The sequence below is a fragment of the Roseateles paludis genome, from assembly GCF_039872745.1.
GTDB classification, from domain to species: Bacteria; Pseudomonadota; Gammaproteobacteria; order Burkholderiales; family Burkholderiaceae_C; genus Pelomonas; species Pelomonas paludis.
On the sequence record NZ_JBDPZD010000004.1, the window covers coordinates 230,511 to 251,638 of the forward strand.

A 21,128-nucleotide genomic window follows, 5' to 3' on the forward strand; every position below is an offset into this window, starting at 1 on the left:
AATCCGAACCGAAAACTCCTGGAGGCGCGCTGGCAATCGGAATTGAGGCGGCTAGACTGATCGATAGCCCTGCTACCGATCATCCACCCCCAACCCCCAGGAAACCCCCAGTGAAAGACACCGCCTCCCTGACCAGACGCAATATTCTTTTAGGCACGGCGGGTCTCGCCGGTGGGCTGGGGATTCCGGCTCTGGCGGGCGCGGCCACTGCGGCCCCAGCATCTGCCGCGCTCAAGGGCGTCATCCATACCGGCCAGAAGTTTCCCGCCATCAATCCGTTCATCTATGGCGGGTTTCTGGAACACGGCGCCAACATCATCAATCACACGATGTGGGCCGAGGTTTTCCATGACCGCAAGTTCTATTACGGCATCCAGGAGAAGGAAGAAGCGAAACCCGACCCCTCCAATTTCAGGGCGGCCATGGCTTATATCCACAAATGGACGGCCATCGGCCCCATGTCGGATATTTTCCTCGACAAGTCGGCACCCTATGTGGGCGAGCAAAGCCCCGGCGCCAAACTGTCCAGCATGCCGCGTGGGTTTGCGCAGTCGCATATCGCGCTGGTAGCAGGCAAGGCCTATACCGGCCGCATTGTGGTGAGCGCCGAGCAGGACACGGAAATCTCACTGACCCTCATTGAGGAGATGAACCGCCAGACCGTCAAGGTCAAGGCCAGCAAGGAATGGCGCACCCTGCCCTTCCAGTTCACGGCCGCCTCCAATACCGCCGAAGCCCGCTTTGAAATCACCGCCACGGGCACCGGCAGTTTCCGGGTGGGCGCGGTTTCGATGATGCCGGCCGACAATATCAAGGGGTTCCGTGCCGACACCATTGCCCTGATGAAGGAAATGGATTGCAAGACCCTGCGCATGCCGGGCGGCAATTTCATCTCGGCCTATGACTGGAAGGACACGATTGGCGACCCGGACAAGCGCCCGCCGATTTTCGACCCGGTCTGGAAAGCCCTGCAGCCCAATGATGCTGGCCTGGACGAATTGCTCCAGATGTGCGAGCTGATCAATTGCGAGCCCAACTGGTGTGTCAATACCGGTTATGGCGAGCCGCGCTCGGGTGCCGAGATTGTTGAATATGTGAATGGCGCCGCCACCACCTTCTGGGGCGCCAAGCGGGCGGCCAATGGCCGGGCTCAGCCTTACAAGGTCAAGTACTGGAATATCGGCAACGAGATGTATGGCCACTGGCAGTTTGGCCATATGTCGCGCGACCAGTATGTGATCAAGCACAACCTGTTTGCCGATGCGATGCGCAAGGTCGACCCCTCGATCTACATCATCGTGCCCGGCGGGTTTGTGGACGAGATGACGACCGGCCAGGGCATCTTCATCGCCGGCCAGCCGCAGGTGCAGGTGGGGTCCGAGCGCGACTGGGCCTACGGCATGCTGAAGCACTCCAAGGGCAAGTTCGACGCGCTGGCTACGCACGCCTACCCGCCCGAGAACAAGCGCTTTGACCTGAAGACCGGCAAGCTCTTCGATGTGACGCAGACCCTGACCGAATGGGCCCGCCAGCCGGCGCAGCGCATCGCCACCATGGCGGACGCCTGGGAGGAATACAAAAAGCACTTCCCGGAACTGAACGAGGGCAAGGTCAAGGTGTTCTTTGACGAGTGGGCCTTCAGCTTCCGGGACAGCTACAAGGGCACGCTGGCGGTGGCCCTGGCCTTCCACGAGTTCTACAAGCACACCGACTTCATCGAGATGGCCGGCTACACCATGGCCACCGCCTGGATGAACGTGACGCCGACGCAGTCCAGCATCAGCGCCAAGGGCCGGGTCTTCCAGCTCTACAACAAGTACTTCGGCAGCATTCCGCTGGGCGTGAGCGGCAACTCACCTCAACCGGCCCCGCAGTACCCGGCGGGCGGCGACCAGCCCAAGGTCAACACCGGCAGCGCCACCTACCCGGTGGACGTGATGGCGGCGCTGACCAAGGACGGCAAGACCCTGACCGTGGCCGTGGTGAACCCGACCGAATCAGCGCAAAGCCTGGAGCTGAGCCTGGAGGGCTTCCAGTCCGGCAGCCAGGGTCGCGTCTGGAGCCTGGTGGGCAAGGACCTGAACGCCACCAACACGCCCGGCAAGCAGCCCGACGTGCTGATCCAGAACGCCGCCTTCGATGCACGCACGCGGCGCTTCCAGCTGGCCCCGGCCACGATCCAGATCTACCACTTCCCCCGAGCCTGACGCGGCTCAAGCCACCAGCGCCACGCCGCCGGCCAGCCGCTCGCTGACCGTGCGGCGCACGGCGGCTGGTGCGTCCTGCAGCAGGGCCGGCCACTCGGCCCGGGCCTGCGCCACGGCCTCGCGCGCAGCGCGCAGCAGTTGCGTGAGCCGGCGTTGCGGCAGGCGGGCCGCTCGCAGCAGGGTCTCCAGGTCGGCCATCGAGAAGGCGCGCAGCCGCGCGTCGATGGCGCGGTTGTAGCCATAGCGGCGCGGGTCCGCGTCGTCGAAGTGCGCGGCCACGCAGACGGGGTCGTACACGGGCGCAAGGCGGGGGCTACGGCCATCGGCATAGAGCAGGCCCCAGTTCTTGAGGTGGGCGTCGCAGTTGCCCATCAGGATGAAGGCGACGAAGCGGCGCACGAACTCGATGAGGTCGTGTGCGGGCTGGGCTGAGAGGTGCTCCAGCACCAAGGCGATGTGGCCGTAGTCCCGCAGCAGGTCGGTGCCGTACTTCTGGCGCGGCTCCAGGCCAAAGGCCTGGCAGAACTCTTCAAAGTGCACACGCCGCAGCTCGCCCGAGGGCAGCAGTTCGCGGTCAAAGCGGCGCACGGCCAGCACGTGTTCAAAGGGGCTGGTCTCGGGCAGCTCCGCCTCCGCGCGCGGGATCAGCTCGGCCTGTGCGCAGTCCAGGCCCAGGGCCTGGCAGAGCCGGTAGCCGGTGTACTCGTTCTCGGCCAGGTCGGGGTGGTCGGTGGAGGGCAGCTTGAGGATGTAGCTACCGGCCTGGCCCTGGCGCTTGACGACGTAGCGCCGGCCGTCCTTGATGGCCGAGAACTTGTCCACCACGCCGGGCAGCGCGGCGCCATCCAGCACCGGGGTCTCGACAAAGCCGGGCTCCAGCACGTCGAGCCCCAGCGCGGTGTGCCAGTGCCGCACCTCGCGCGGGATCTCGTCGCTGCCGGGCACGGGCGCCACCTCCAGCGCGCCCATCAGGTCATGGCCTGCGGCGGCGAGCAGTTCGAACTCGTCCTCCTCGCTGCAGCCCCGCTCGCGCGCAAGGCGACGGCGGTTGTGGCTCTCGGGCAGCAGGTTCATGAAGTAGGCCGGCCAATGCCCGTCGCTGCGCGCCACGCGGGTGTCGCGCGCGGCACGCAGGATGGCCTGGGTCTGCGCCTCGGTCTCGCCCTGGTAGCCCTGGGAGAGCACGGGGCGCTGCGGGTCGGCGATGTAGGCCTCGTCGAAGGAGACGCGCATCAGGTCGCCGTATTGCGACAGGTAGCCGATGGCGCGGCGCTCGCTGCCCCCACCCACCGGCACATGCAGGTGCAGGCGCAAATACTTGATGGCGGTGATGGCATTACTCATGACGAGCCAGGCTGCGAGCGCTTGCGCAGCCGGTCCACGGCCGAGGGCGGGGCCTCCACGCCCACCGGCTGGCCGATGAGCTTGCCCTGGCCCTGGATGAAGCTCTGCAGCTCGGGCCGCAAGGCGGTGGGCACCAGCATCAGCTCCAGGCCCAGCACGCGCAGCAGGTCCTGCAGGGTCTGCAGGCGCACATCGGCACCGGCCTCGATGCGCTGCACCGTCATGCGCGACACGCCGGCCTGGCTGGCCAGCGCTTCCATGCTCAGGCCTGCGGCCTTGCGCAGCAGGCTCAGTTGCTCACCCAGTTCCACGCTCGCGGCCATGCTGAGGCTCCTCACGCACCCCAGGGTGCGCGTGGGCTCAGTGTACCGAGCAGGGCGCCGTATTGAAACTTATATTTATCAAAACAAGTTAAATGATAAATATATTGATCAATACCTGCTGAGCGTGTCCTCAGCGGCCCACCGGCTCCAGGCTGAGCAGCACCACGTCGTGGCTGCGCATCTTGAGGCTGAGATTCAGCGTGCCGCTGGCGCCGACCTGCACCTCGCGGCGCAACTCCGGCCGGTCCTGCGTGAGGCCTTGTAGCTGGGCCAACTGCCGGGCATCCAGGTTCTTCGGTGCCCCCATCTTGAGGTAGGCGGTGTGGGCGTCGTTGATCTGGTAGCCGGTGCGCTGCTGCACCAGGCGGTAGCGGCCGGGCGCCAGATGGCTCAGGGCCACCTGCACCGTGCCCGCCGGCTTGGCCGGCTGGGGCTTGCCGAAGAAGCTGCGGTTGCTGACCTTCTGCTCGGTGTTGCGCCAGTCCCAGACGATGGCGCGCAACTGCTTGCCATCGGTGGCGGCCCAGGCCTGCGAGTCGCTGCTGGGGACCTCGCGGCCATTCAGCTGCGCCAACGCGGCGAGGTATTTGTAGGCGAACCAGACCGGCTTGCGGATGCCCTCACGCGTCATCATCCCGAAGCCGCCGTGGAAGGGCGCGTCTGGCGGGCCGGGCTCCTCGAAGAGGTCGGTGTAGGTCCAATAGCTCATGTGCTGAGCCAGGCCCTGCGTGGCCTTGAGTTTGGCGAGCACGTAGGACGCGCTCATATAGCTGTCGTGCACCTTGTCGCGCGGGTTGTAGCTGGTGCTCCATTCGGTGAAGAAGAGCGGCAAGCCGGGCAGGTGCGAGGCCTCGATCTCCTTGCGAACGCGGCGCACGTCGCCCACGATGGCATCGGGGTTGGGAGACAGCATGCGGTCCTCGACACCGAACTCGTCCAGGAAGCCGTGATCCACGCCATAGGTGTGGGTGGTGATGAAATCCACCGGGCTGCCCGTGGCCTTGGCATGCGCCAGGAACTCGGGCACCCAAGCCGCGCCGGCGGTGGACGGGCCGCCCACGCGCAGCTGTGGGTCGATGGCCTTGATGGCCTTGGCGGTGCGGGTGTAGAGGTCGAAGTAGGCGGCCTGGTCGGCCTTCTCCCAGAAGCCGTCGAGGTTGGGCTCGTTCCAGACCTCGAAGTACCAGCTGCGCACTTCAGCGGCGCCGTAGCGCTGCAGGATGTGCTTGGTGAAGGCATCGATCAACTGCCCCCAGCCCTGGGGCTCAGGGTGGGAGGTGTTGCCCTCCCAGTAGAAGATCTTGTTGTCCGAGGTCTTGAGCGCCTGGGGCGTGAAGCCGAGCTCGATGAAGGGCTTGATGCGCCGCGCCAGCATCGCGTCGTAGAGCTTGTCGATGTTGCTGAAGTCGAAGACGAGCTTGCCGGCCGCATCGCGCGTCACGGTCTTGAACACGTCGTGAAAGATCGCGTGGAAGCGCAGGTAGCGAAAGCCGAGTTCATCCACCGCCGTCTTGAGCTGGCCCAGCGAGTCCTCGCGGAACAGCGTGCCGGGGAAGTCGGAGCCGACGCAGTGGTCGAAGAAGCGGTCGAGCGGCGCCTTGGCCTGCGCCAGATCGAGCGCGACGCGGCGCCCGGTGGGGGCCGCCAAAGCGGCAGCCGGCAGCAGCGGCAGCGCAGCGGCCGCCCCGAGCAGGTGGCGGCGGCGCAGGGTGCGAAGCGTGGTCATCGTGTCTCTCCGTGATAGCTGAAGTTGCGGGCCACGACCTCGCCGGGCCCCGCGCTGAACAAGGCGGGCCGCAGGCTGAGGAAGCCGCCGAAAACGTTGTGATGGAAGCCCGAGACCTCCATCTGCCAGGGGTGCTCGCGCCAACTGGCGCCGCCATCGAGCGAGTAGCGCCAGCGCAGCACGTTCTCGTGGTTGCGCAGGTGGATGCGCACGCGCGAGACGGCCATGGGCTCACGCATCCAGCTCTGCTCCTGGCCATAGCCATAGGTGCGCAGCTCGTGGCGGCTGAAGCCCAGCCCCACATGGCCGCGCTCGTCATAGAACAGGGCCAGGCCGCCATGGCCGTCGCCGCGGATCTCCAGGTCCACGGTGATCTCGTAGCTGCGGTCGCCCACGATGCAGCACAGCGGCGAGCTGTCTGCGAGGCCCTGGCCCTTGCCTTGGATCACGAGCCCGCCATCGGCATGGCGCAACCGCGCGGCCTCGTTGGCGCCGGGCGCATGGAAGCTCCACTGCAGGCCCAAGCGGCTGCGCGAGAAGTCGTCGCTCAGCGGCAGGCCTGAAGGCCCCGGCTGGCCACCGCGCGGCAGCGGCAGTGGGCGGGCCAGCGTGCCGCCCTTGGCGCGGAACCAGCCGTCCGCCGTCCACTCGATGGGCTCCAGCAAACACTGGCGGCCCAGGGTGCGATAGCCGTTTTCGTAGGCGTGATAGACCATCCACCAATCGCCCGCCGGCCCCTCGACGAGGCTGGCATGGCCGCGTGACCACCAGGGCTCCTTGCTGCTGGTGGTTCGGACGACGGGGTTGTGCGGGCAGTGCTCCCAGGGGCCATGGACCGAGCGGGAGCGTGCCACCGTCACCATGTGACTGGTGGCCGGCCCGGCAGTGCCCCCAACGGCCGAGATCAAGTAGAACCAGTCGCCGCGCCGCAGGAGCTTGGGGCCTTCGGGGGCGAACATCTCGACTTCCCAGTCCTTGGGGTATTGCCAGGGCGTCCAGGCGCCGTTCTCGAGCGGGCCGTCGGTCGCAAGGCCATCGTCACGCAAGCGCACGCGGCGGCCGCCGTTGACGAAGAGGTAGCGCCGGCCGTCCTCGCCCACCACGTGGCCGGGGTCGATGCAGCCTGGCACCTGCAAGTCGATGGGCTCGCTCCAAGGGCCACGGATGTGGTCGGCCCAGGTCACGAAGATGCCCGTGCCTGCGTCGCGCAGCACGGGGATGTAAAGGTAGTAGCGGCCCTGGTGCTTGATCAGGTCCATCGCCCAGACCGTGCCGATGGGCCGCGTGAGCGCCGCCACGACGGGCACCCAGTTCACCAGGTCGCGCGAATGCCAGATCACCGCGCCCGGGTAGGACTGGAAGGACGAGAAGGTCATGTAGTAGTCAAGACCGTCCTTCAGCACCGTAGGGTCGGGATGGTCGCCCGCCACGATGGGGTTGAGATAGCGCCCGCCGGGCAGCAGCGGGTGGCGGCGGCCTTCGGCGTCGGTCAGCGCTACGGGCATTGCAGGCACCGCAGCAGCCGCTTGGGCGGTGAGTGCACTGACGATGCTGCCGCCCAGGGCGGCGCTCAGGTCTCGACGGGTCCAGCGCATGGGCATCAGGCTTTCGGAGTTTTGCGTGCACCGCGCTTGGGTGTGGCACTCGGCGCAGCGCGCTCGATCAAGGTCTCGCGCATCACCAGGGCTGTGGGCATGTGCAGGTAGCGCACCCAGGGCCGGCCATAGGTGTCACGCACGCCGCCTTGCTCGTCCAGCAGTTGGTTGACCGCCTGGCGCCCGAGGTCGGGCAAGGGCTGGCGCACGGACGTGAGGCCCGCCGCGCGCGCCAGCACGTTGTCGTCAAAGCCCACCACCGAGACCTGGGTCGGCACCGCAATGCCGCGCTGCTTGAGCTCGTCCAAGCAACCCAGGGCGATGCCGTCAGCCGCGCAGAACACGGCGTCCGGCAGGGCCTGGCCGACGTGGGCGTCCAGCCAGCGCGACATGGCGGCCTTGCCCCCCTCGCGGGTGTAGTCGTCGCTGACGATGGCATCGCTGGCGAGCGGCAGGCCGGCGTCCTCCAGGGCCCGCACAAAGCCGCGCTGGCGCCGCTCGGCCCCGACTGAGCCCACAGGGCCCGCCAGGTGCACCAGGCGGCGATGGCCGAGGCGGATGATCTCGCGCACGGCGTCGTAGGCGCCCTGCTCTTCATCCACGCCGATGTCGGTGATGCCCGGCACTTCGGTGTTGGAGTGGATGGACACATAGGGCAAGGCGCGCGGCAGCCAGTGCTCGGCTGGGCTCTCGAACATCGGGCCCACCAGCACCACGGCATCGACGCTGCCATTGCAGAGCTTGGGGATCTGGTGCTCGGCCTCGCTCCAGCTCTCCAGCGCCAGGATGTGCACCGAGTGCGCGTGCTCGCGCGCGGCGGCCAGGATGCCGGTCAGCACTTCCAGGAAGTAGAGGTTGGGCTCGTCGCTGAGCAGATGGGCCACGACACCAATGGCTTGCGAGCGACCCGCCACCAGAGCACGGGCGTTGACGTTGGGGCGGTAACGCAGCTCGGCGGCGGCCTCCAGCACACGCTGTTGGGTCTCGGCCGAGAAGCGGCTGGTGGACTTCTTGCCACTGAGCACGGCCGAGACGGTCATCACCGACACACCGGCAATCTGGGCCACATCGGCCAGCGTGGGCCGGGCACGTTTGGGGCGGGGAGCAAGGTTCATGGCAAGGCTAGGAGAACGAACTGCAGGCAAGGTGCTTGAGGCCTCAACCGACCCCGCGCCAGCCCCATCGGCTGCCTGCGCGAGACCGACTTATCGATACATCACGCCTTTCCCAGCCCAGAGATCCGCACAGCGCCCGTCGGGCCACCGCAATGGATCAGACTGTAGGCGGCCCGAGGCAGCGTGGCGCCTAGGGAATGCCCCGCCAGCCGCGCGAAACCGCCACGCCAGAGGCAGCGCCGCCATCTGCTTTCATAACGTAATCAATTTTCAGGCGACTGAGTTTGCATTCCTTGCGATGCACTTAGCAAAAACGAGTCAATGCCCTGGCGTAAACCCGTATCCATCAGCCATCCATATCATTAATACTGTTAACTATTAGACGAGGACGATATGGCTCAGTTTTCTGCCCAATTCAATGATCACTGGCTGCTCGGAGGCGCGCGCACGCCGCTGGTGGACTACTGCGGCGCGCTGGCCGAGGTCTCGCCCATCGACATGGGCATCAAGGCAGGGCGCGCGGCGCTGGAGCGCTCGGGCGTCACTGGCGCTGACATTGATTCCGTCGTCGCCGCCAGCATGGCGCAGGCCTCATTCGACGCCTTCTTGCTGCCTCGCCACATCGGGCTCTACAGCGGCGTGCCGCTGGAGGTGCCGGCCATCCTGGTGCAGCGCATCTGCGGCAGCGGCTTCGAGATCATCCGGCAGGCGGCTGACCAGATCAGCCTCGGCTACGCCAACATCGCCCTGGTGGTGGGCACCGAGTCCATGTCGCGCAACCCCATTTGCGCCTACACGCACCGCAGCGGCTTCAAGCTGGGCAGCCCGGTGGAGTTCAAGGACTTCCTCTGGGAGGCCCTGGACGACCCGGCCGCAGAGGTCTCGATGATCCAGACTGCCGAGAACCTGGCCAAGAAGTACGGCATCACTCGCGCCGAGGTGGACGCTTTTGCGGCCATGTCCTTCGAGCGTGCACTGCGGGCGCAGGCCGAGGGCTTCCATGCCGGCGAGATCGTGCCGGTGACGAGCGAGCGCTTCGAGCTCTCCGGCTACCAGCCTCGGGGCATCAAGCTGCCGCGCAAGATCACGGCGGTGGACCGTGACACGCACCCACGCCCCTCCCCCATCGAGGCGCTGGCGAGCCTGCGCACCGTCTACCCAGATGGGGTGCAGACGGCCGGCAATTCTTCGGCCCTGGTAGACGGTGCGGCCGGCGTGGTGGTGGCCTCGGGCGAGCAAGTGCGTGCACGTGGGCTCAAGCCCCTGGTGCGCCTGTGCGGCGCCGCAGCGGCCGGAGTGCCACCCGAGATCATGGGCATCGGCCCGGCGCCCGCGATCCGCGCGCTGCTGGCGCGCTGCGGCCTCGCCCTGTCCGACATTGACCTCTTCGAGATCAACGAAGCCCAAGGCGCGCAGACCCTGGCCTGCGCGCGCGAGCTGGGGCTGGACCTGAACAAGCTGAACGTGAATGGCGGCGCCATCGCCCTGGGGCACCCGCTGGCTGCCACCGGCGTGCGCCTGACGCTGACGGCTGCACGGGAGCTGCAGCGCCGGGGCGGCCGCTATGCGGTGGTGTCCGCCTGCATCGGCGGTGGCCAGGGCATGGCCCTGCTGCTGGAGAACACCGCTCGCTGAGCGGGCAAGGCTGCGTCGTAGGCGTCAGTACTCGGCGCCGCCGCCCGTGCTCACATAGCCGGGCGCAAGGTTCTCGAACTTGGTGTGCATGCGCTGGAACATGAGCTTCACAGTGCCCACCGGGCCATTCCGCTGCTTGGCGATGATGATCTCCGCCACGCCCGGCTCCTTGCACTCTTCCTTGGTGTAGTACTCATCCCGGTAGATGAACATGATGATGTCGGCGTCCTGCTCGATGGCGCCGGACTCGCGCAGGTCACTCATCATGGGCCGCTTGTCGGGGCGCTGCTCGACCGAGCGGTTCAACTGCGAGAGCGCGATCACCGGGCAGCGAAGCTCCTTCGCCAGGGCCTTGAGGCCGCGTGAGATCTCGCCCAGCACGGTGGCGCGGTTCTCTTCGCTGCCACCGCCGTTGCCGCTCATCAGCTGCAGGTAGTCGATGACGATCAGCCCCAACTGGCCGCAGATGCGCGCCTGGCGGCGGGCACGGGCGCGCACCTCGCTGGGCGAGAGGCCGGGGCTCTCGTCGATGAAGATGCTGGCCTTGCCGAGCTTGTCAACGGCCTCAGAGAGCCGGCTCCATTCGTCGTCCGTCAGGCGGCCGGTGCGCAGATGGCTCTGGTCGATGCGGCCGATGGAGCCCACCATCCGCAGCGCGAGCTGCGAGGCGCCCATTTCCATCGAATAGATGACGACGGGCAGGCCCTCGTTGATGGCCACGTTCTCGGCGATGTTGACGGCAAAGGCCGTCTTGCCCATCGAGGGGCGCGCAGCCAGCACGATCAAATCGCCAGCCTGCAGGCCGGCGGTCTGGCGGTCCAGGTCGTAGAAGCCGGTGCGCACGCCGGTCACGTCCTGTGCGCCGTTCTCGGCCAGCTCGTTGACGCGGTCGATCAGCTGGACCACGAGCTGGTCCATGCTCTGGAAGCCCTGCTTGCTCTTGGAGCCCTCTTCGCCGATGCGGAAGATCTTGCCCTCGGCCTCGTCCAGGATCTGCGTGACCGCGCGGCCCTGGGGATTCATGGCCGCTGTAGCGATCTCGTCGGACGTGGCCACCAGCTTGCGCAGGATGGCGCGCTCACGAACGATCTCGGCGTAGCGGCGCATATTGGCCGCGCTGGGCACGCTTTGCGCGAGGTCGTTCAGGTAGCTGAGGCCGCCGCAGTCGTCGGCGTGGCCGACAGAGGTCAGCTCCTCGAACACCGTCACCACATCGGCGGGCTTGCCGGCGTTCACCAGCTTGCCCACCGCCGCATAGATGTGCTTGTGCTCGAAGCGGTAGAAGTCGCTTTCGGTCAGCAGGTCGGCAGCACGGTCCCAGGCCGAGTTGTCGATCAGCAGGCCGCCGAGCACGCTCTGCTCGGCCTCCACCGAGTGCGGCGGCACGCGCAGGCGCGCAACTTCATCGTCCGGGGGCAGCGAGGTGGGCGGATAGACGGCTGACATCGTGGGGCTTGTGAACAAGGCTGTGGACAGGCTGGGGGCAGCCGGTGCACAAATCCAGGGGCCAGAAACACCGAAGGCCGAACCCTTGCGGGCCGGCCTTCGTTGCATGGTGCGGCGGACTCGCGCCCGCCGCCATCAGGGGAAGCCTTACTCGGCTTCGGGCACCACGTGGATCGTGACGTCCACCACCACATCGGTGTGGGCAGCGATCTGGATCGGGAACTCGCCCACGGCCTTGATCGGGCCATAGGGCAGACGCACCTGAGCCTTGACGATGGCCGTACCGGCCTTGGTCAGGGCTTCAGCGATGTCGGCATTGGTGACCGAGCCGAACAGACGACCGTCAACGCCGGCCTTCTGGCTGATGGTCACGGTCTTGCCGGCGATCTTCTCGCCCAGGGCCTGAGCGGCGGCCAGCTTCTCAGCGGCGGCCTTTTCGAGTTCGGCGCGCTTGGCTTCGAATTCCTTGATCGCGGCCTCGGTGGCACGGCGTGCCTGGCGGGTCGGGATCAGGAAGTTGCGGGCGTAGCCGTCCTTGACCTTGACGACATCGCCGAGGTTGCCCAGGTTGGCCACTTTTTCAAGCAGGATGACTTGCATGTGAGTGGCTCCTTAGACCTTGTGCTGGTCAGAGTACGGCAGCAGGGCCAGGAAGCGCGCGCGCTTGATGGCGACCGTCAGCTGACGCTGGTAGTAGGCACGCGTGCCGGTCAGGCGAGCGGGCGTGATCTTGCCGTTCTCGGAAACGAAGTCGCGCAGGGTGTCCACGTCCTTGTAGTCGATGGCTTCGACATTGGCGACCGTGAAGCGGCAGAAGCGCTTGCGACGGAAGAGCAGGGACTGTTGGTTGCGCTTGGGCTTCTTGTCCTTGGAGAAGCGGCCTTTTCCACGTGGCGGGGGCATAGTGATCCTCTTGGGTTGATCCGGTTGAATTCGAACAGGGTGTCAGCGGGAGCTGGCGGCCTCAGGGGCGGGCGTCTTGAGCATCAGGCTGGGGCAGTAGATCGGTCACGTGAAGCACGTAGCCACGGCCATTGCGCTGGTGGGTGAGGAATCCGGAAAACCGAGCTGGTTTGCCGACACCCAAGCCTTGCAAGGCTTTGACGAGCTCTCCCACCACCACCGCCCTGATCTCCAGAGAGACCTTGCGCGGTTGCCCGGCTTCAACGACTTCGGATTCAGCCTTGAGGCTGCAATCCAGGGCCGCGAGCCCGGCGGGGGTGTAGCGAAGCTGTCCGAGGCTTTCGATCTGCGCCGTGAGATGAAGCTGGTTCACACCACGGAGCGCTGCACCGCCATGACGCCCGAAGGCGCTCAGGCTTCCTGGGGCTGCTTGCGAGCTTCCTCGCGCTCGACGGCCTTCATCATGACCGAGGGGGTCGTGATGGCCTTGTCCTGAGCCACGGTGAGGTGGCGCAGCACGGCGTCGTTGAAGCGGAAGCCGGTTTCAAGCTCGGCCAGGACTTCCTTGCTGCACTCGATGTTGAGGCAGATGTAGTGAGCCTTGGCAAGCTTCTGGATCTGGTAAGCCAGCTGACGGCGGCCCCAGTCTTCGACACGGTGCAACGCACCACCACCGGTGGTAACGAGGCCCTTGTAGCGCTCCAGCATGGCCGGAACCTGTTCGCTTTGATCCGGATGGATCAGCAGAACGATTTCATAGTGACGCATGAATACTCCTCATGGATTCCAGCCCGGCGGGATTGCCTGGGCCGAGGAAGCCGCACCACGGCGTCGACTGTGGGTGCAGCAAGGGGAACCCGAGATTCTAGCCGCAAGCGGCCGGAGCACCAAATCAGGCCGGCGCGCGCAGCTTGGCGACGGCCGCCGGCTCCCGCCGGTCGGGCCAGAACAGGCTGCCAAGCAGGATGGCCACGAAGCCCGCTGGCACGCCAAACACCCCGGCCGATTCAGCCGGAATGCCCCACCAGGTCTGTGGCGGGCCGGCCAGCCCGAGCAGGCTGCGCAGCGACGGGTGGCTTTGCGCCAGATAGCCGACGCACACCGCCAGGCCACCCAGCATGCCCAGCAGCGCCCCGGCGCGGCTGGCGCGGCGCCAGAACACGCCGCACACCAGGGCCGGGAAGAAGATCGACCCCGCCAGCGAGAAGGCCGCCGTGACGAGTTGCAGGATGCCGGCCGGCCGGCTCGCGGCCATGGCTGCCGCCAGCACGGCCGCCGCCAGGAGCAGCGCCTTGGACAGCGTCACGCGCCGCGTGCGCGAGGCGCCCGGGTTGACGGACTTGAAGTACACGTCATGCGACAGCGCACTGGAGATGGACAGCAACAAGCCATCGGCCGTGGACAGCGCCGCCGCCAGCCCGCCGGCCGCCACCATGCCCGACACCACGAAGGGCAGACCGCCCAGCTCGGGCATGACCAGCATCAGCAGGTCGGGGTTGATGTTGATTTCACCGAGCTGGAGACGGCCATCGCCATTGAGGTCAGCCACTGCCAGCAGGCCTGGGTCCACGCGCGACCACTGGCGGATCCAACTCGGCAACTGGTCAAACGAGGAGCCGACGAGGTGGTCGAACACCTCTACCTTGAGCATCACCGCCAGCGCCGGGGCTGAGAGGTAAAGCAGGCAGATGAACACCAGCGACCAGGTGACTGACTGCCGCGCCTCGCGCACGGTGGGCGTGGTGTAGTAGCGCGTCAGGATGTGCGGCAGGCCGGCCGTGCCGACCATCAGGCACAGCACCAGGGCAATGAAGTTGCGCCGCGAGTTGTCGAAGCGCTCCTGCTCGGCCGGGCTGCCCGCCGGGTCGCCCGCAAAGGGCTTGGCGTGCGGCTGCATGCCGCCCAGAGGTTGGGCGCGGCGCGTCTCGGCCGCCAGCTCACGCCGCCAGCGTTCCTCGGCCTCGACCGAGGTGCGCGGCAGACCGGCGCGGTGCTTCTCGGCGGCCTGGATCTGGGCCAAGGGCGCGTCGCTGGCCTTGAGCGCCTGCAGGCGAGCGGCGGCGGCACTCTGTTCGGCCGACAGCGCCGCCGGCACGTCCTGCAGCTTGCGGGCCGCCTCCCGCGCCTGCTGTGCATGGATCTCCTGCACCTGCAACTCGGCCGGGTCGCGCATCAGCGCCTGCTCACGCTCGGCCACGATCTGCAACTGCGTACCCAGGTGCAGCTGCGGCACGGGCCAGCCCGTCTGCTTGACGCTCAGCCAGATCACCGGCACCAGATAGGCCAGGATCATGATCAGGTACTGGGCCACCTGGGTCCAGGTCACCGCGCGCATGCCACCGAGGAAGGAGCAGACCAGCACGCCCCCGAGACCCACGAAGACGCCGACCTCGAAGGTCAGGCCCGTCAGCCGCGTGGTGATGAGGCCCACGCCGTAGATCTGCGCCACCAGGTAGATGAAGGAGACCAGGATCACCGCAGCCGCCGACATCAGGCGCAGGGTCGGGCTCTCGAAGCGTTCGGCCATGAAGTCGGCCACCGTGAACTGCCCGACGCGGCGCAGATAAGGTGCCAGCAGCAGCGCCACCAGGCAGAAGCCGCCGGTCCAACCGATCACATAGGCCAGGCCATCAAAGCCGGACACATAGAGCGTGCCGGCCAGGCCAATGAAGGAGGCCGCGCTCATCCAGTCGGCCCCGGCCGCCATGCCGTTAAAGAGCGCCGGCACACGCCGCCCGGCCACGAAGTACTCGACCGGATCGGTCGTGCGGCACATCAGGCCGATGACCGCATAGACCAGCACCGTGGTGCCGAGGAAGGTGTAGCCGATCCAGGGCTTGGGCAGCCCAAAGCGCTCCGCCACGCCCAGCACCAGCACCAGGGCGACGAAGCTGAGCGTGAAAAGCGCGTAGTTGCGCGTGAGGCGGAGCAGCACGGGCGGCATCTTGCCCGGATCACCTCGCCCCGGTCAGAGCGACAACCCGAGGCCCGGGCCGCCGCGCTGCACCAGCGCTCAACGCGACTGCGCGGCCAGGCGCTGCCAGGTCTCGATCACCGTGTCCGGGTTGAGCGAGATCGACACGATGCCTTCCTGGGCCAGCCAGTCGGCAAAGTCGGGGTGGTCGCTCGGGCCCTGGCCGCAGATGCCGATGTATTTGCCCACCGCGCGGCAGGCGCGGATGGCGCGCGAGATCATGGCCTTGACGGCGGGGTCGCGCTCGTCGAAATCGCCGGCCAATTGCTCCAGGCCCGAGTCGCGGTCCAGGCCTAGGGTGAGCTGGGTCAGGTCGTTGGAGCCGATGCTCATGCCATCGAAGTGCTCCAGGAACTGCTCGGCCAGGATGGCATTGCTGGGCACCTCGCACATCATGATCACGCGCAGGCCGTCAGTTCCGCCCGCCGCACCCCGCTTGAGGCCGCGCTCGGCCAGCATGGCCAGCACGCGCTCGGCCTGCCGCACCGTGCGCACGAAAGGCACCATGATCTCGATATTGGTCAGGCCCATCTCCTTGCGCACGCGTTTGAGCGCCTCGCACTCCATCGCGAAGGCGTCGGAGAAATCGCCGCTGATGTAGCGGCTGGCACCCCGGAAGCCGAGCATGGGGTTTTCTTCATCGGGCTCGTAGCGCGTGCCGCCGATGAGCTTGCGGTACTCGTTGGACTTGAAGTCCGACAGCCGCACGATGACCGGGCGCGGATAGAAGGCCGCCGCAATCGTGGCAATGCCTTCGGCCAGCTTGTCCACGTAGAAGGCGCGCGGCGAGGCGTGTCCGCGGGCCACAGACTCGACGGCCTTCTTCAGGTCGGCATCGATGTTGGGGTAGTCGAGGATCGCCTTGGGGTGGACGCCGATGTTGTTGTTGATGATGAACTCAAGCCGCGCCAGGCCCACGCCGCTGGACGGCATCTGCGCGAAGTTGAAGGCCAGCTGCGGATTGCCCACATTCATCATGATCTTGATGGGGCAGTAGGGCAGCTCGCCGCTGTGCACCTCGGTGATCTCGGTCTCGAGCAGGCCGTCATAGATGTGGCCGGTGTCGCCCTCGGAACAGGCCACGGTGACGAGTTGGCCGTCCTTGAGCCGCTCGGTCGCGTCGCCGCAGCCCACCACGGCCGGGATGCCCAGCTCGCGGGCAATGATGGCTGCATGGCAGGTACGCCCGCCCCGGTTGGTGACGATGGCGCTGGCGCGCTTCATCACGGGCTCCCAGTTGGGGTCGGTCATTTCGGTCACGAGCACGTCGCCCGGCTGCACGCGCTCCATCTCGGCGGCCGTCTCGACCAGGCGCACCGGGCCCGTGCCGATCTTTTGGCCGATGGCGCGACCCTCGGCCAGCACGGCGCTGTGGGCCTTGAGCTTGTAGTGCTGCTCGACCTGGCCGGCCGCCTGGCTCTTCACGGTCTCGGGGCGGGCCTGCAGGATGTAGAGCTTGCCGTCGTCGCCATCGCGGCCCCATTCGATGTCCATGGGCCGGCCGTAGTGCTCCTCGATGATCAAGGCGAAGCGCGCCAGCTCGGTCACGTCGGCGTCGTTCAGCGAGTAGCGGTTGCGCTGCTCGGGCACGGTGTCCACGGTCTTGACGAGGCGCCCGGTGGCGGCCTTTTCTTCGGGCGAGGCGAACTCCATGCGGATCAGCTTGGAGCCCAGGTTGCGCCGGATGATGGCCAGCTTGCCGGCCTTGAGTGCGGGCTTGAAGACGTAGAACTCGTCGGGGTTGACGGCGCCCTGCACCACCGTCTCGCCGAGGCCATAGCTGGAGGTGATGAAGACCACGTCGGGGAAGCCGCTCTCGGTGTCGAGCGTGAACATCACGCCCGAGCTGCCGAGGTCGGAGCGGACCATGCGCTGCACCCCGGCGCTCAGGGCCACCTCGGCGTGCGCAAAGCCCTTGTGCACGCGGTAGCTGATGGCGCGGTCGTTGTAGAGCGAGGCGAACACCTCGCGCATCTTGTGCAGCACCTCGTCGATGCCATGCACGTTCAGGAAGGTCTCCTGCTGGCCGGCAAAGGAGGCGTCTGGCAGGTCTTCGGCCGTGGCGGACGAGCGCACGGCGAAGCTCGCGTTCGGGTGGTCGGCCGTCAGCTGCGCATAGGAGGCGCGAACGTCGGCTTCCAGGTCGGCCGGGAAGGGCTGGGCCTCAACCCAGCCACGGATCTCGGCACCGGCCTCGGCCAGAGCGCGCACATCATCGACGTTCAGCTTGGCCAGACGCGCTGCGATGCGGGCATCCAGGCCCTGGTGCTTGAGGAACTCGCGGAAGGCGTGCGCCGTGGTCGCAAAGCCTCCGGGCACGCGGACCCCCGAGGCAGCGAGCTGCGAGATCATTTCGCCGAGGCTGGCGTTCTTACCGCCAACGACCTCGACATCGGTCATTCTCAGGTTCTCAAACGGAACGACCAGGGCGGTCGCCTCATAGCGGGTTGCAGACATGGGAAAACTCCAGGAGGTAAAAAACTTGGGGCCTTCGCCATTGCTGCCGCCTCGCCAGGCATGAAACCTGACGTAATCGCACCACTTGTTGTGAGTTGGAGTCGGGTGGACGGGCGCATCGCAATCAAAAGCTGTTGAAGCCATTGTAGGAGCGGTGCTCTCCTAAGATCGTTGGAACTTCGCAGTGCAAGGCCCCGATCTCTGGGGGAAGCTCTCCATGACCCAGCGCACCGTCTTCTTTGTGTCCGACGGAACCGGCATTACGGCCGAAACCTTCGGTAACTCCATCCTGGCGCAATTCCCCTTCAAGCCGCGCCACATCCGCCGCCCCTTCATCGACAGCACCGAGAAGGCCCTGCAGGTGGCCCAGGAGATCAACGAGACCGGCGTCCGCGAGGGCCAGCGGCCCATTGCCTTTGCCACCTTGGTCAACGCCGAGGTGCTGGAGGTCTTCAAGCGCCACTGTCAGGCGCGGGTGCTGGACATGATCTCCAGCTTCATCGCGCCGCTGGAAGACGAGTTCGGTGTCACCTCCAACCACCGGGTCGGGCGCTTCTCCAACGTGGCCCAGAGCCGCGAGTACCACGACCGCATCGAGGCCATCAACTTTGCGCTGGCGCATGACGATGGGCAATCGGCCCGCCACCTGGCCGAGGCCGACGTGATCCTGCTGGGCGTCTCGCGCTCGGGCAAGACACCCACCTCGCTCTACCTGGCCATGCAGCACGGCATCAAGGCGGCCAACTATCCGCTGATCCCCGAGGACTTCGAGCGCCGCAAGCTGCCCACGGCGCTCGTGCCGCTCAAGCGCAAATGCTTTGGCCTGACCATCGACCCCGAGCGCCTGGCGTCCATCCGCAACGAGCGGCGCCCGGGCAGCAAATACGCCGAGTTGCTGAACTGCCGCTACGAGGTGAACGAAGCCGAGGCCATGATGAAGCGCGAAGGCATCGCCTGGCTGTCCAGCACGCACAAGTCCATCGAGGAGATCGCGACGACAATCCTCAGCGACATCCGGCCGGACCGTCTCATCTACTGAAGCGGGTCGGCGCTGAGCCGCCTCCATGCCCCTTCACGCCCTCGCCTGCGTCCTCGTCGCCGCCCTCCTCCACGCTGTCTGGAACCTGGCCGCCAAGAAGGCGCAAGGCGGCGCCCACTTCACCCTCGCCGCCGCCCTCGGCGTCAGCCTCGTCTGGCTGCCCGTCGCGGCTTGGGCGGCTGTCGACGACCTGCCGCACTGGACGAGCACCACCTGGGCCATCGTCTTCGCCAGCGCCGTCGTCCACCTCGGCTACTTCAACTGCCTGATGGCCGGCTACCGCGCGGCGGACCTCACCATCGTCTACCCAGTGGCACGCGGCAGTGCGCCGCTGCTCTCGGCCCTGTGCGCCGTCGCCTTCTTTGGCGAGCACTTGGGGCTCCTGGGCGCCCTCGGCCTCGCGGGCGTGGTGGCCGGCATCGTGCTCATGACCGCCGGCCCGCAGTTCGGCAAGCCACACGACCCCGAAGCAACGGTCGCCCGCCGCCGCCGCGCCGGCATCTGGTGGGGCCTGGCCACCGGCAGCCTGATTGCTGGCTATTCGGTGATCGACGCCTATGCCGTCAAGGTACTGCTCGTCTCGCCCCTGCTGCTCGACTACTTCGGCAACGTGCTGCGCGCCCCGCTGATGCTGCCCGCCGCGCTGCGTGACGCGCGCGGCTTCTGGCCCGAAGTCCGCCGCACCTGGAAGGCCGTGCTCACCATCTCCACGCTCGGCCCCATCGCCTACATGCTGGTCCTCTACGCCATGCGCGAGGCCCCGCTCTCCCGCGTCGCCCCGGCGCGCGAGCTGTCGATGCTCTTCGCCGCCTTGCTGGGCGGGCAAATGCTTGGTGAAGGGGAACGCGGCTGGCGCATTGGCGGCGCCGGGCTGATTGCAGCGGGTGTGATTGGGCTGGCGCTCTGACGGCGGTCAATCGAACCGACGTCCGCGCAGTTGGGCGCACTGCTTGGTGGCATCCAACGTACAGGCCGCTCGAGGCTCAACCCAGGCCACGACAGCGGCTCCGAAGTAGTTGATCGATATCACCGGCTGGCCACTGCCTGGCGGCAGATTGAGTTCGGTCTTCGTCCAATAAGTAGGACCGGATTGGCTCTTCGCAAAATAGGTTTGGCAGTCAGCGTCGCTCGCCTGACTCGCGCACTCTTGCCAAATCACGGCCATCCACGCGTCCGACCCTGGACCGCTTGCCTGTGCAAGCAGGCGGGACACAGGCCGGGTGGAAAGCTTCGTCGGCGCTGACCAGTCGGTCGAAAAGGGCGCTCGCTGGCTCCATGCCACTTCAGAAGGCCCAGACCGGTCAGGGCCCGATTGCTGCTCCCACACCACGGAGTAGTCGTTCAGCGCAAATTTGCCAACGTGAGTGCCGTTGGCGTTGAGCACCCACCCATCAACCAACAGATTGCAGGCGGTTCCTGCATCGTTCGATTCGAGCCACCCCACCACACCGCCACGACGAGTTGCAATGCCAAGGAGCGAGGGGAAGCCAGCCCGATCGGAGCGACAGTTTGGCAGGTCTGTCGTCGTGGAGTGTGCGAGGCCAAAGGGACCGAAGTCCCGCCCAATTGCACCAGTGGCGGTGTCCACCACCCGGCGGAATCCTTGGCCATCTGACGTCGTACCCACCCAAAACAAGCCGAACGGAAAGCCCGCGAAACGCTCCCGCACGGGCTGAGTCGGGATGTCGGAAACACTCTGGCGGGCCAAGATCTGGGCCTGAATCCCTGCGCCCAAGTTGACGGCGCCCGGCGTTGCTCCGTAGGCGATCGTCAGAAGCTCGTGGTCTGCGGAGGAGACGTCCGTGAAATTGCGCACCAGTTCATCGCTCAATGTCGTGGCGACCTTCTCGGCTAGCAACGGCTGCACAGCTGTCGTCGTGAAATCAACGAGCGTGCTGCGCCAAATGCCCGACTCTTTCGTCAAGACCGAGTACTGCCCCGACGCGGCGGTTACCACTCGCAAAGGGACATCGACGCTAGCCGAGATCCGAGTTCTCGGCTTGATCTGAGGAAACCCGGCAAGAACACCAAGGTGCGTACCGACCTCTGTGCTCGGCAGTCGTTCTCGCCAACCCACCACGACGGCAGATCCTCGGTCGATCCGAACGTGCTCCAGTTGCAGGCAGTTGTCGCCCGGCGAAGGGCAAGGTGCCGACAGCTCAGCAAGTACCCAAACGTTGGGATCAGCCGGTGCCGGTGCCGGTGCCGGTGCCGGTGCCGGTGCCGGTGCCGGTGCCGGTGCCGGTGCCGGTGCCGGTGCGGGTGCGGGTGCGGGTGCGGGTGCGGGTGCGGGTGCGGGTGCGGGTGCGGGCGAAGCACTAGGGCCTCCGCCCTCGCCTCCGCCACAGGCCCCAAGGGCCAATG

18 protein-coding genes are annotated in these 21,128 nt (G+C 66.7%); 5 read left to right on the forward strand and 13 right to left on the reverse strand.

Features of this window, described 5'->3' with window-relative positions; all coding sequences use genetic code 11:
- Positions 1–110 precede the first annotated feature (110 nt).
- On the forward strand, positions 111–2,207 hold the full coding sequence (locus tag ABDJ85_RS14915) for a hypothetical protein (protein WP_347705581.1): 2,097 nt from the start codon (positions 111–113) through the stop codon (positions 2,205–2,207).
- A gap of 6 nt (positions 2,208–2,213) precedes the next feature.
- Here the strand turns inward: ABDJ85_RS14915 and ABDJ85_RS14920 are convergent, their stop codons facing one another.
- The 5 genes from ABDJ85_RS14920 to ABDJ85_RS14940 all read right to left on the reverse strand — a co-directional run bounded on the left by ABDJ85_RS14920 (position 2,214) and on the right by ABDJ85_RS14940 (position 8,310).
- Positions 2,214–3,551 carry a type II toxin-antitoxin system HipA family toxin gene (locus ABDJ85_RS14920; RefSeq protein WP_347705582.1) on the reverse strand — a complete coding sequence of 446 codons (1,338 nt, stop codon included), beginning with the start codon at positions 3,549–3,551 and terminating at the stop codon, positions 2,214–2,216.
- Complete coding sequence (locus tag ABDJ85_RS14925) at positions 3,548–3,874, reverse strand: helix-turn-helix transcriptional regulator (RefSeq protein ID WP_347705583.1); 327 nt, start codon at positions 3,872–3,874, stop codon at positions 3,548–3,550. The genes ABDJ85_RS14920 and ABDJ85_RS14925 overlap by 4 nt, the downstream gene beginning before the upstream one ends.
- Positions 3,875–4,004: 130 nt before the next feature.
- A complete protein-coding gene (locus tag ABDJ85_RS14930; RefSeq protein WP_347705584.1) occupies positions 4,005–5,600 on the reverse strand; it encodes a GH39 family glycosyl hydrolase in 1,596 nt (531 codons plus the stop codon).
- Complete coding sequence (locus ABDJ85_RS14935) at positions 5,597–7,195, reverse strand: family 43 glycosylhydrolase (protein WP_347705585.1); 1,599 nt, start codon at positions 7,193–7,195, stop codon at positions 5,597–5,599. The genes ABDJ85_RS14930 and ABDJ85_RS14935 overlap by 4 nt, the downstream gene beginning before the upstream one ends.
- A gap of 5 nt (positions 7,196–7,200) precedes the next feature.
- Entirely contained in the window at positions 7,201–8,310 is a 1,110-nt protein-coding gene (locus ABDJ85_RS14940; protein ID WP_347705586.1) for a LacI family DNA-binding transcriptional regulator, read from the reverse strand.
- 393 nt (positions 8,311–8,703) lie between these two features.
- On the opposite strand from ABDJ85_RS14940, the gene ABDJ85_RS14945 reads away from it, so the two are divergent.
- Positions 8,704–9,945: a thiolase family protein gene (locus ABDJ85_RS14945; RefSeq protein ID WP_347705587.1), complete on the forward strand. Its 1,242-nt coding sequence runs from the start codon at positions 8,704–8,706 to the stop codon at positions 9,943–9,945.
- 24 nt (positions 9,946–9,969) lie between these two features.
- On the opposite strand, the gene dnaB is transcribed toward ABDJ85_RS14945, so the two are convergent.
- From dnaB to ppsA, 7 genes are all read right to left on the reverse strand, one after another.
- Positions 9,970–11,391: a replicative DNA helicase gene (gene dnaB / locus ABDJ85_RS14950; RefSeq protein ID WP_347705588.1), complete on the reverse strand. Its 1,422-nt coding sequence runs from the start codon at positions 11,389–11,391 to the stop codon at positions 9,970–9,972.
- Positions 11,392–11,538: 147 nt separating this feature from the next.
- Positions 11,539–11,991, reverse strand: a complete 453-nt coding sequence (gene rplI, locus ABDJ85_RS14955; RefSeq protein WP_347705589.1) for a 50S ribosomal protein L9 — start codon at positions 11,989–11,991, stop codon at positions 11,539–11,541.
- A 12-nt stretch (positions 11,992–12,003) separates the two neighbouring features.
- A complete protein-coding gene (gene rpsR, locus ABDJ85_RS14960; RefSeq protein ID WP_347705590.1) occupies positions 12,004–12,294 on the reverse strand; it encodes a 30S ribosomal protein S18 in 291 nt (96 codons plus the stop codon).
- 61 nt (positions 12,295–12,355) lie between these two features.
- Positions 12,356–12,667: a primosomal replication protein N gene (gene priB / locus ABDJ85_RS14965; protein WP_347705591.1), complete on the reverse strand. Its 312-nt coding sequence runs from the start codon at positions 12,665–12,667 to the stop codon at positions 12,356–12,358.
- 38 nt (positions 12,668–12,705) lie between these two features.
- Positions 12,706–13,062 carry a 30S ribosomal protein S6 gene (rpsF, locus tag ABDJ85_RS14970; RefSeq protein ID WP_347705592.1) on the reverse strand — a complete coding sequence of 119 codons (357 nt, stop codon included), beginning with the start codon at positions 13,060–13,062 and terminating at the stop codon, positions 12,706–12,708.
- Between the two features lie 124 nt (positions 13,063–13,186).
- Positions 13,187–15,229 (reverse strand): VC_2705 family sodium/solute symporter, encoded by a 2,043-nt coding sequence (locus tag ABDJ85_RS14975; RefSeq protein WP_347705593.1) that lies wholly within the window; start codon positions 15,227–15,229, stop codon positions 13,187–13,189.
- 78 nt (positions 15,230–15,307) lie between these two features.
- Positions 15,308–17,725 (reverse strand): phosphoenolpyruvate synthase, encoded by a 2,418-nt coding sequence (gene ppsA, locus ABDJ85_RS14980; protein ID WP_347705594.1) that lies wholly within the window; start codon positions 17,723–17,725, stop codon positions 15,308–15,310.
- A 217-nt stretch (positions 17,726–17,942) separates the two neighbouring features.
- On the opposite strand from ppsA, the gene ppsR reads away from it, so the two are divergent.
- Both ppsR and ABDJ85_RS14990 read left to right on the forward strand, forming a co-directional pair.
- Complete coding sequence (gene ppsR, locus ABDJ85_RS14985) at positions 17,943–18,764, forward strand: posphoenolpyruvate synthetase regulatory kinase/phosphorylase PpsR (protein WP_347705595.1); 822 nt, start codon at positions 17,943–17,945, stop codon at positions 18,762–18,764.
- Between the two features lie 25 nt (positions 18,765–18,789).
- Positions 18,790–19,671, forward strand: a complete 882-nt coding sequence (locus tag ABDJ85_RS14990) for an EamA family transporter (protein WP_347705596.1) — start codon at positions 18,790–18,792, stop codon at positions 19,669–19,671.
- Positions 19,672–19,677: 6 nt separating this feature from the next.
- On the opposite strand, the gene ABDJ85_RS14995 is transcribed toward ABDJ85_RS14990, so the two are convergent.
- The gene (locus ABDJ85_RS14995; protein ID WP_347705597.1) at positions 19,678–20,688 is read right to left on the reverse strand and encodes a hypothetical protein; all 1,011 of its coding nucleotides are present in this window, start codon (positions 20,686–20,688) and stop codon (positions 19,678–19,680) included.
- Positions 20,689–20,912: 224 nt separating this feature from the next.
- Between ABDJ85_RS14995 and ABDJ85_RS15000 the strand changes: the two genes are divergently transcribed.
- Positions 20,913–21,086 (forward strand): hypothetical protein, encoded by a 174-nt coding sequence (locus ABDJ85_RS15000; protein WP_347705598.1) that lies wholly within the window; start codon positions 20,913–20,915, stop codon positions 21,084–21,086.
- Positions 21,087–21,128: the final 42 nt, after the last annotated feature.

Coding starts and splice junctions, on each gene's coding strand:
- rplI (WP_347705589.1), bottom strand. CDS start 11,991: ATGCAAGTCATCCTGCTTGAAAAAGTGGCCAACCTGGGCAACCTCGGC.
- ABDJ85_RS14990 (WP_347705596.1), top strand. CDS start 18,790: ATGCCCCTTCACGCCCTCGCCTGCGTCCTCGTCGCCGCCCTCCTCCAC.
- ppsR (WP_347705595.1), top strand. CDS start 17,943: ATGACCCAGCGCACCGTCTTCTTTGTGTCCGACGGAACCGGCATTACG.
- dnaB (WP_347705588.1), bottom strand. CDS start 11,391: ATGTCAGCCGTCTATCCGCCCACCTCGCTGCCCCCGGACGATGAAGTT.
- rpsR (WP_347705590.1), bottom strand. CDS start 12,294: ATGCCCCCGCCACGTGGAAAAGGCCGCTTCTCCAAGGACAAGAAGCCC.
- ABDJ85_RS14925 (WP_347705583.1), bottom strand. CDS start 3,874: ATGGCCGCGAGCGTGGAACTGGGTGAGCAACTGAGCCTGCTGCGCAAG.
- ppsA (WP_347705594.1), bottom strand. CDS start 17,725: ATGTCTGCAACCCGCTATGAGGCGACCGCCCTGGTCGTTCCGTTTGAG.
- ABDJ85_RS14930 (WP_347705584.1), bottom strand. CDS start 5,600: ATGACCACGCTTCGCACCCTGCGCCGCCGCCACCTGCTCGGGGCGGCC.
- ABDJ85_RS14945 (WP_347705587.1), top strand. CDS start 8,704: ATGGCTCAGTTTTCTGCCCAATTCAATGATCACTGGCTGCTCGGAGGC.
- ABDJ85_RS14935 (WP_347705585.1), bottom strand. CDS start 7,195: ATGCGCTGGACCCGTCGAGACCTGAGCGCCGCCCTGGGCGGCAGCATC.
- ABDJ85_RS14920 (WP_347705582.1), bottom strand. CDS start 3,551: ATGAGTAATGCCATCACCGCCATCAAGTATTTGCGCCTGCACCTGCAT.
- rpsF (WP_347705592.1), bottom strand. CDS start 13,062: ATGCGTCACTATGAAATCGTTCTGCTGATCCATCCGGATCAAAGCGAA.
- ABDJ85_RS14940 (WP_347705586.1), bottom strand. CDS start 8,310: ATGAACCTTGCTCCCCGCCCCAAACGTGCCCGGCCCACGCTGGCCGAT.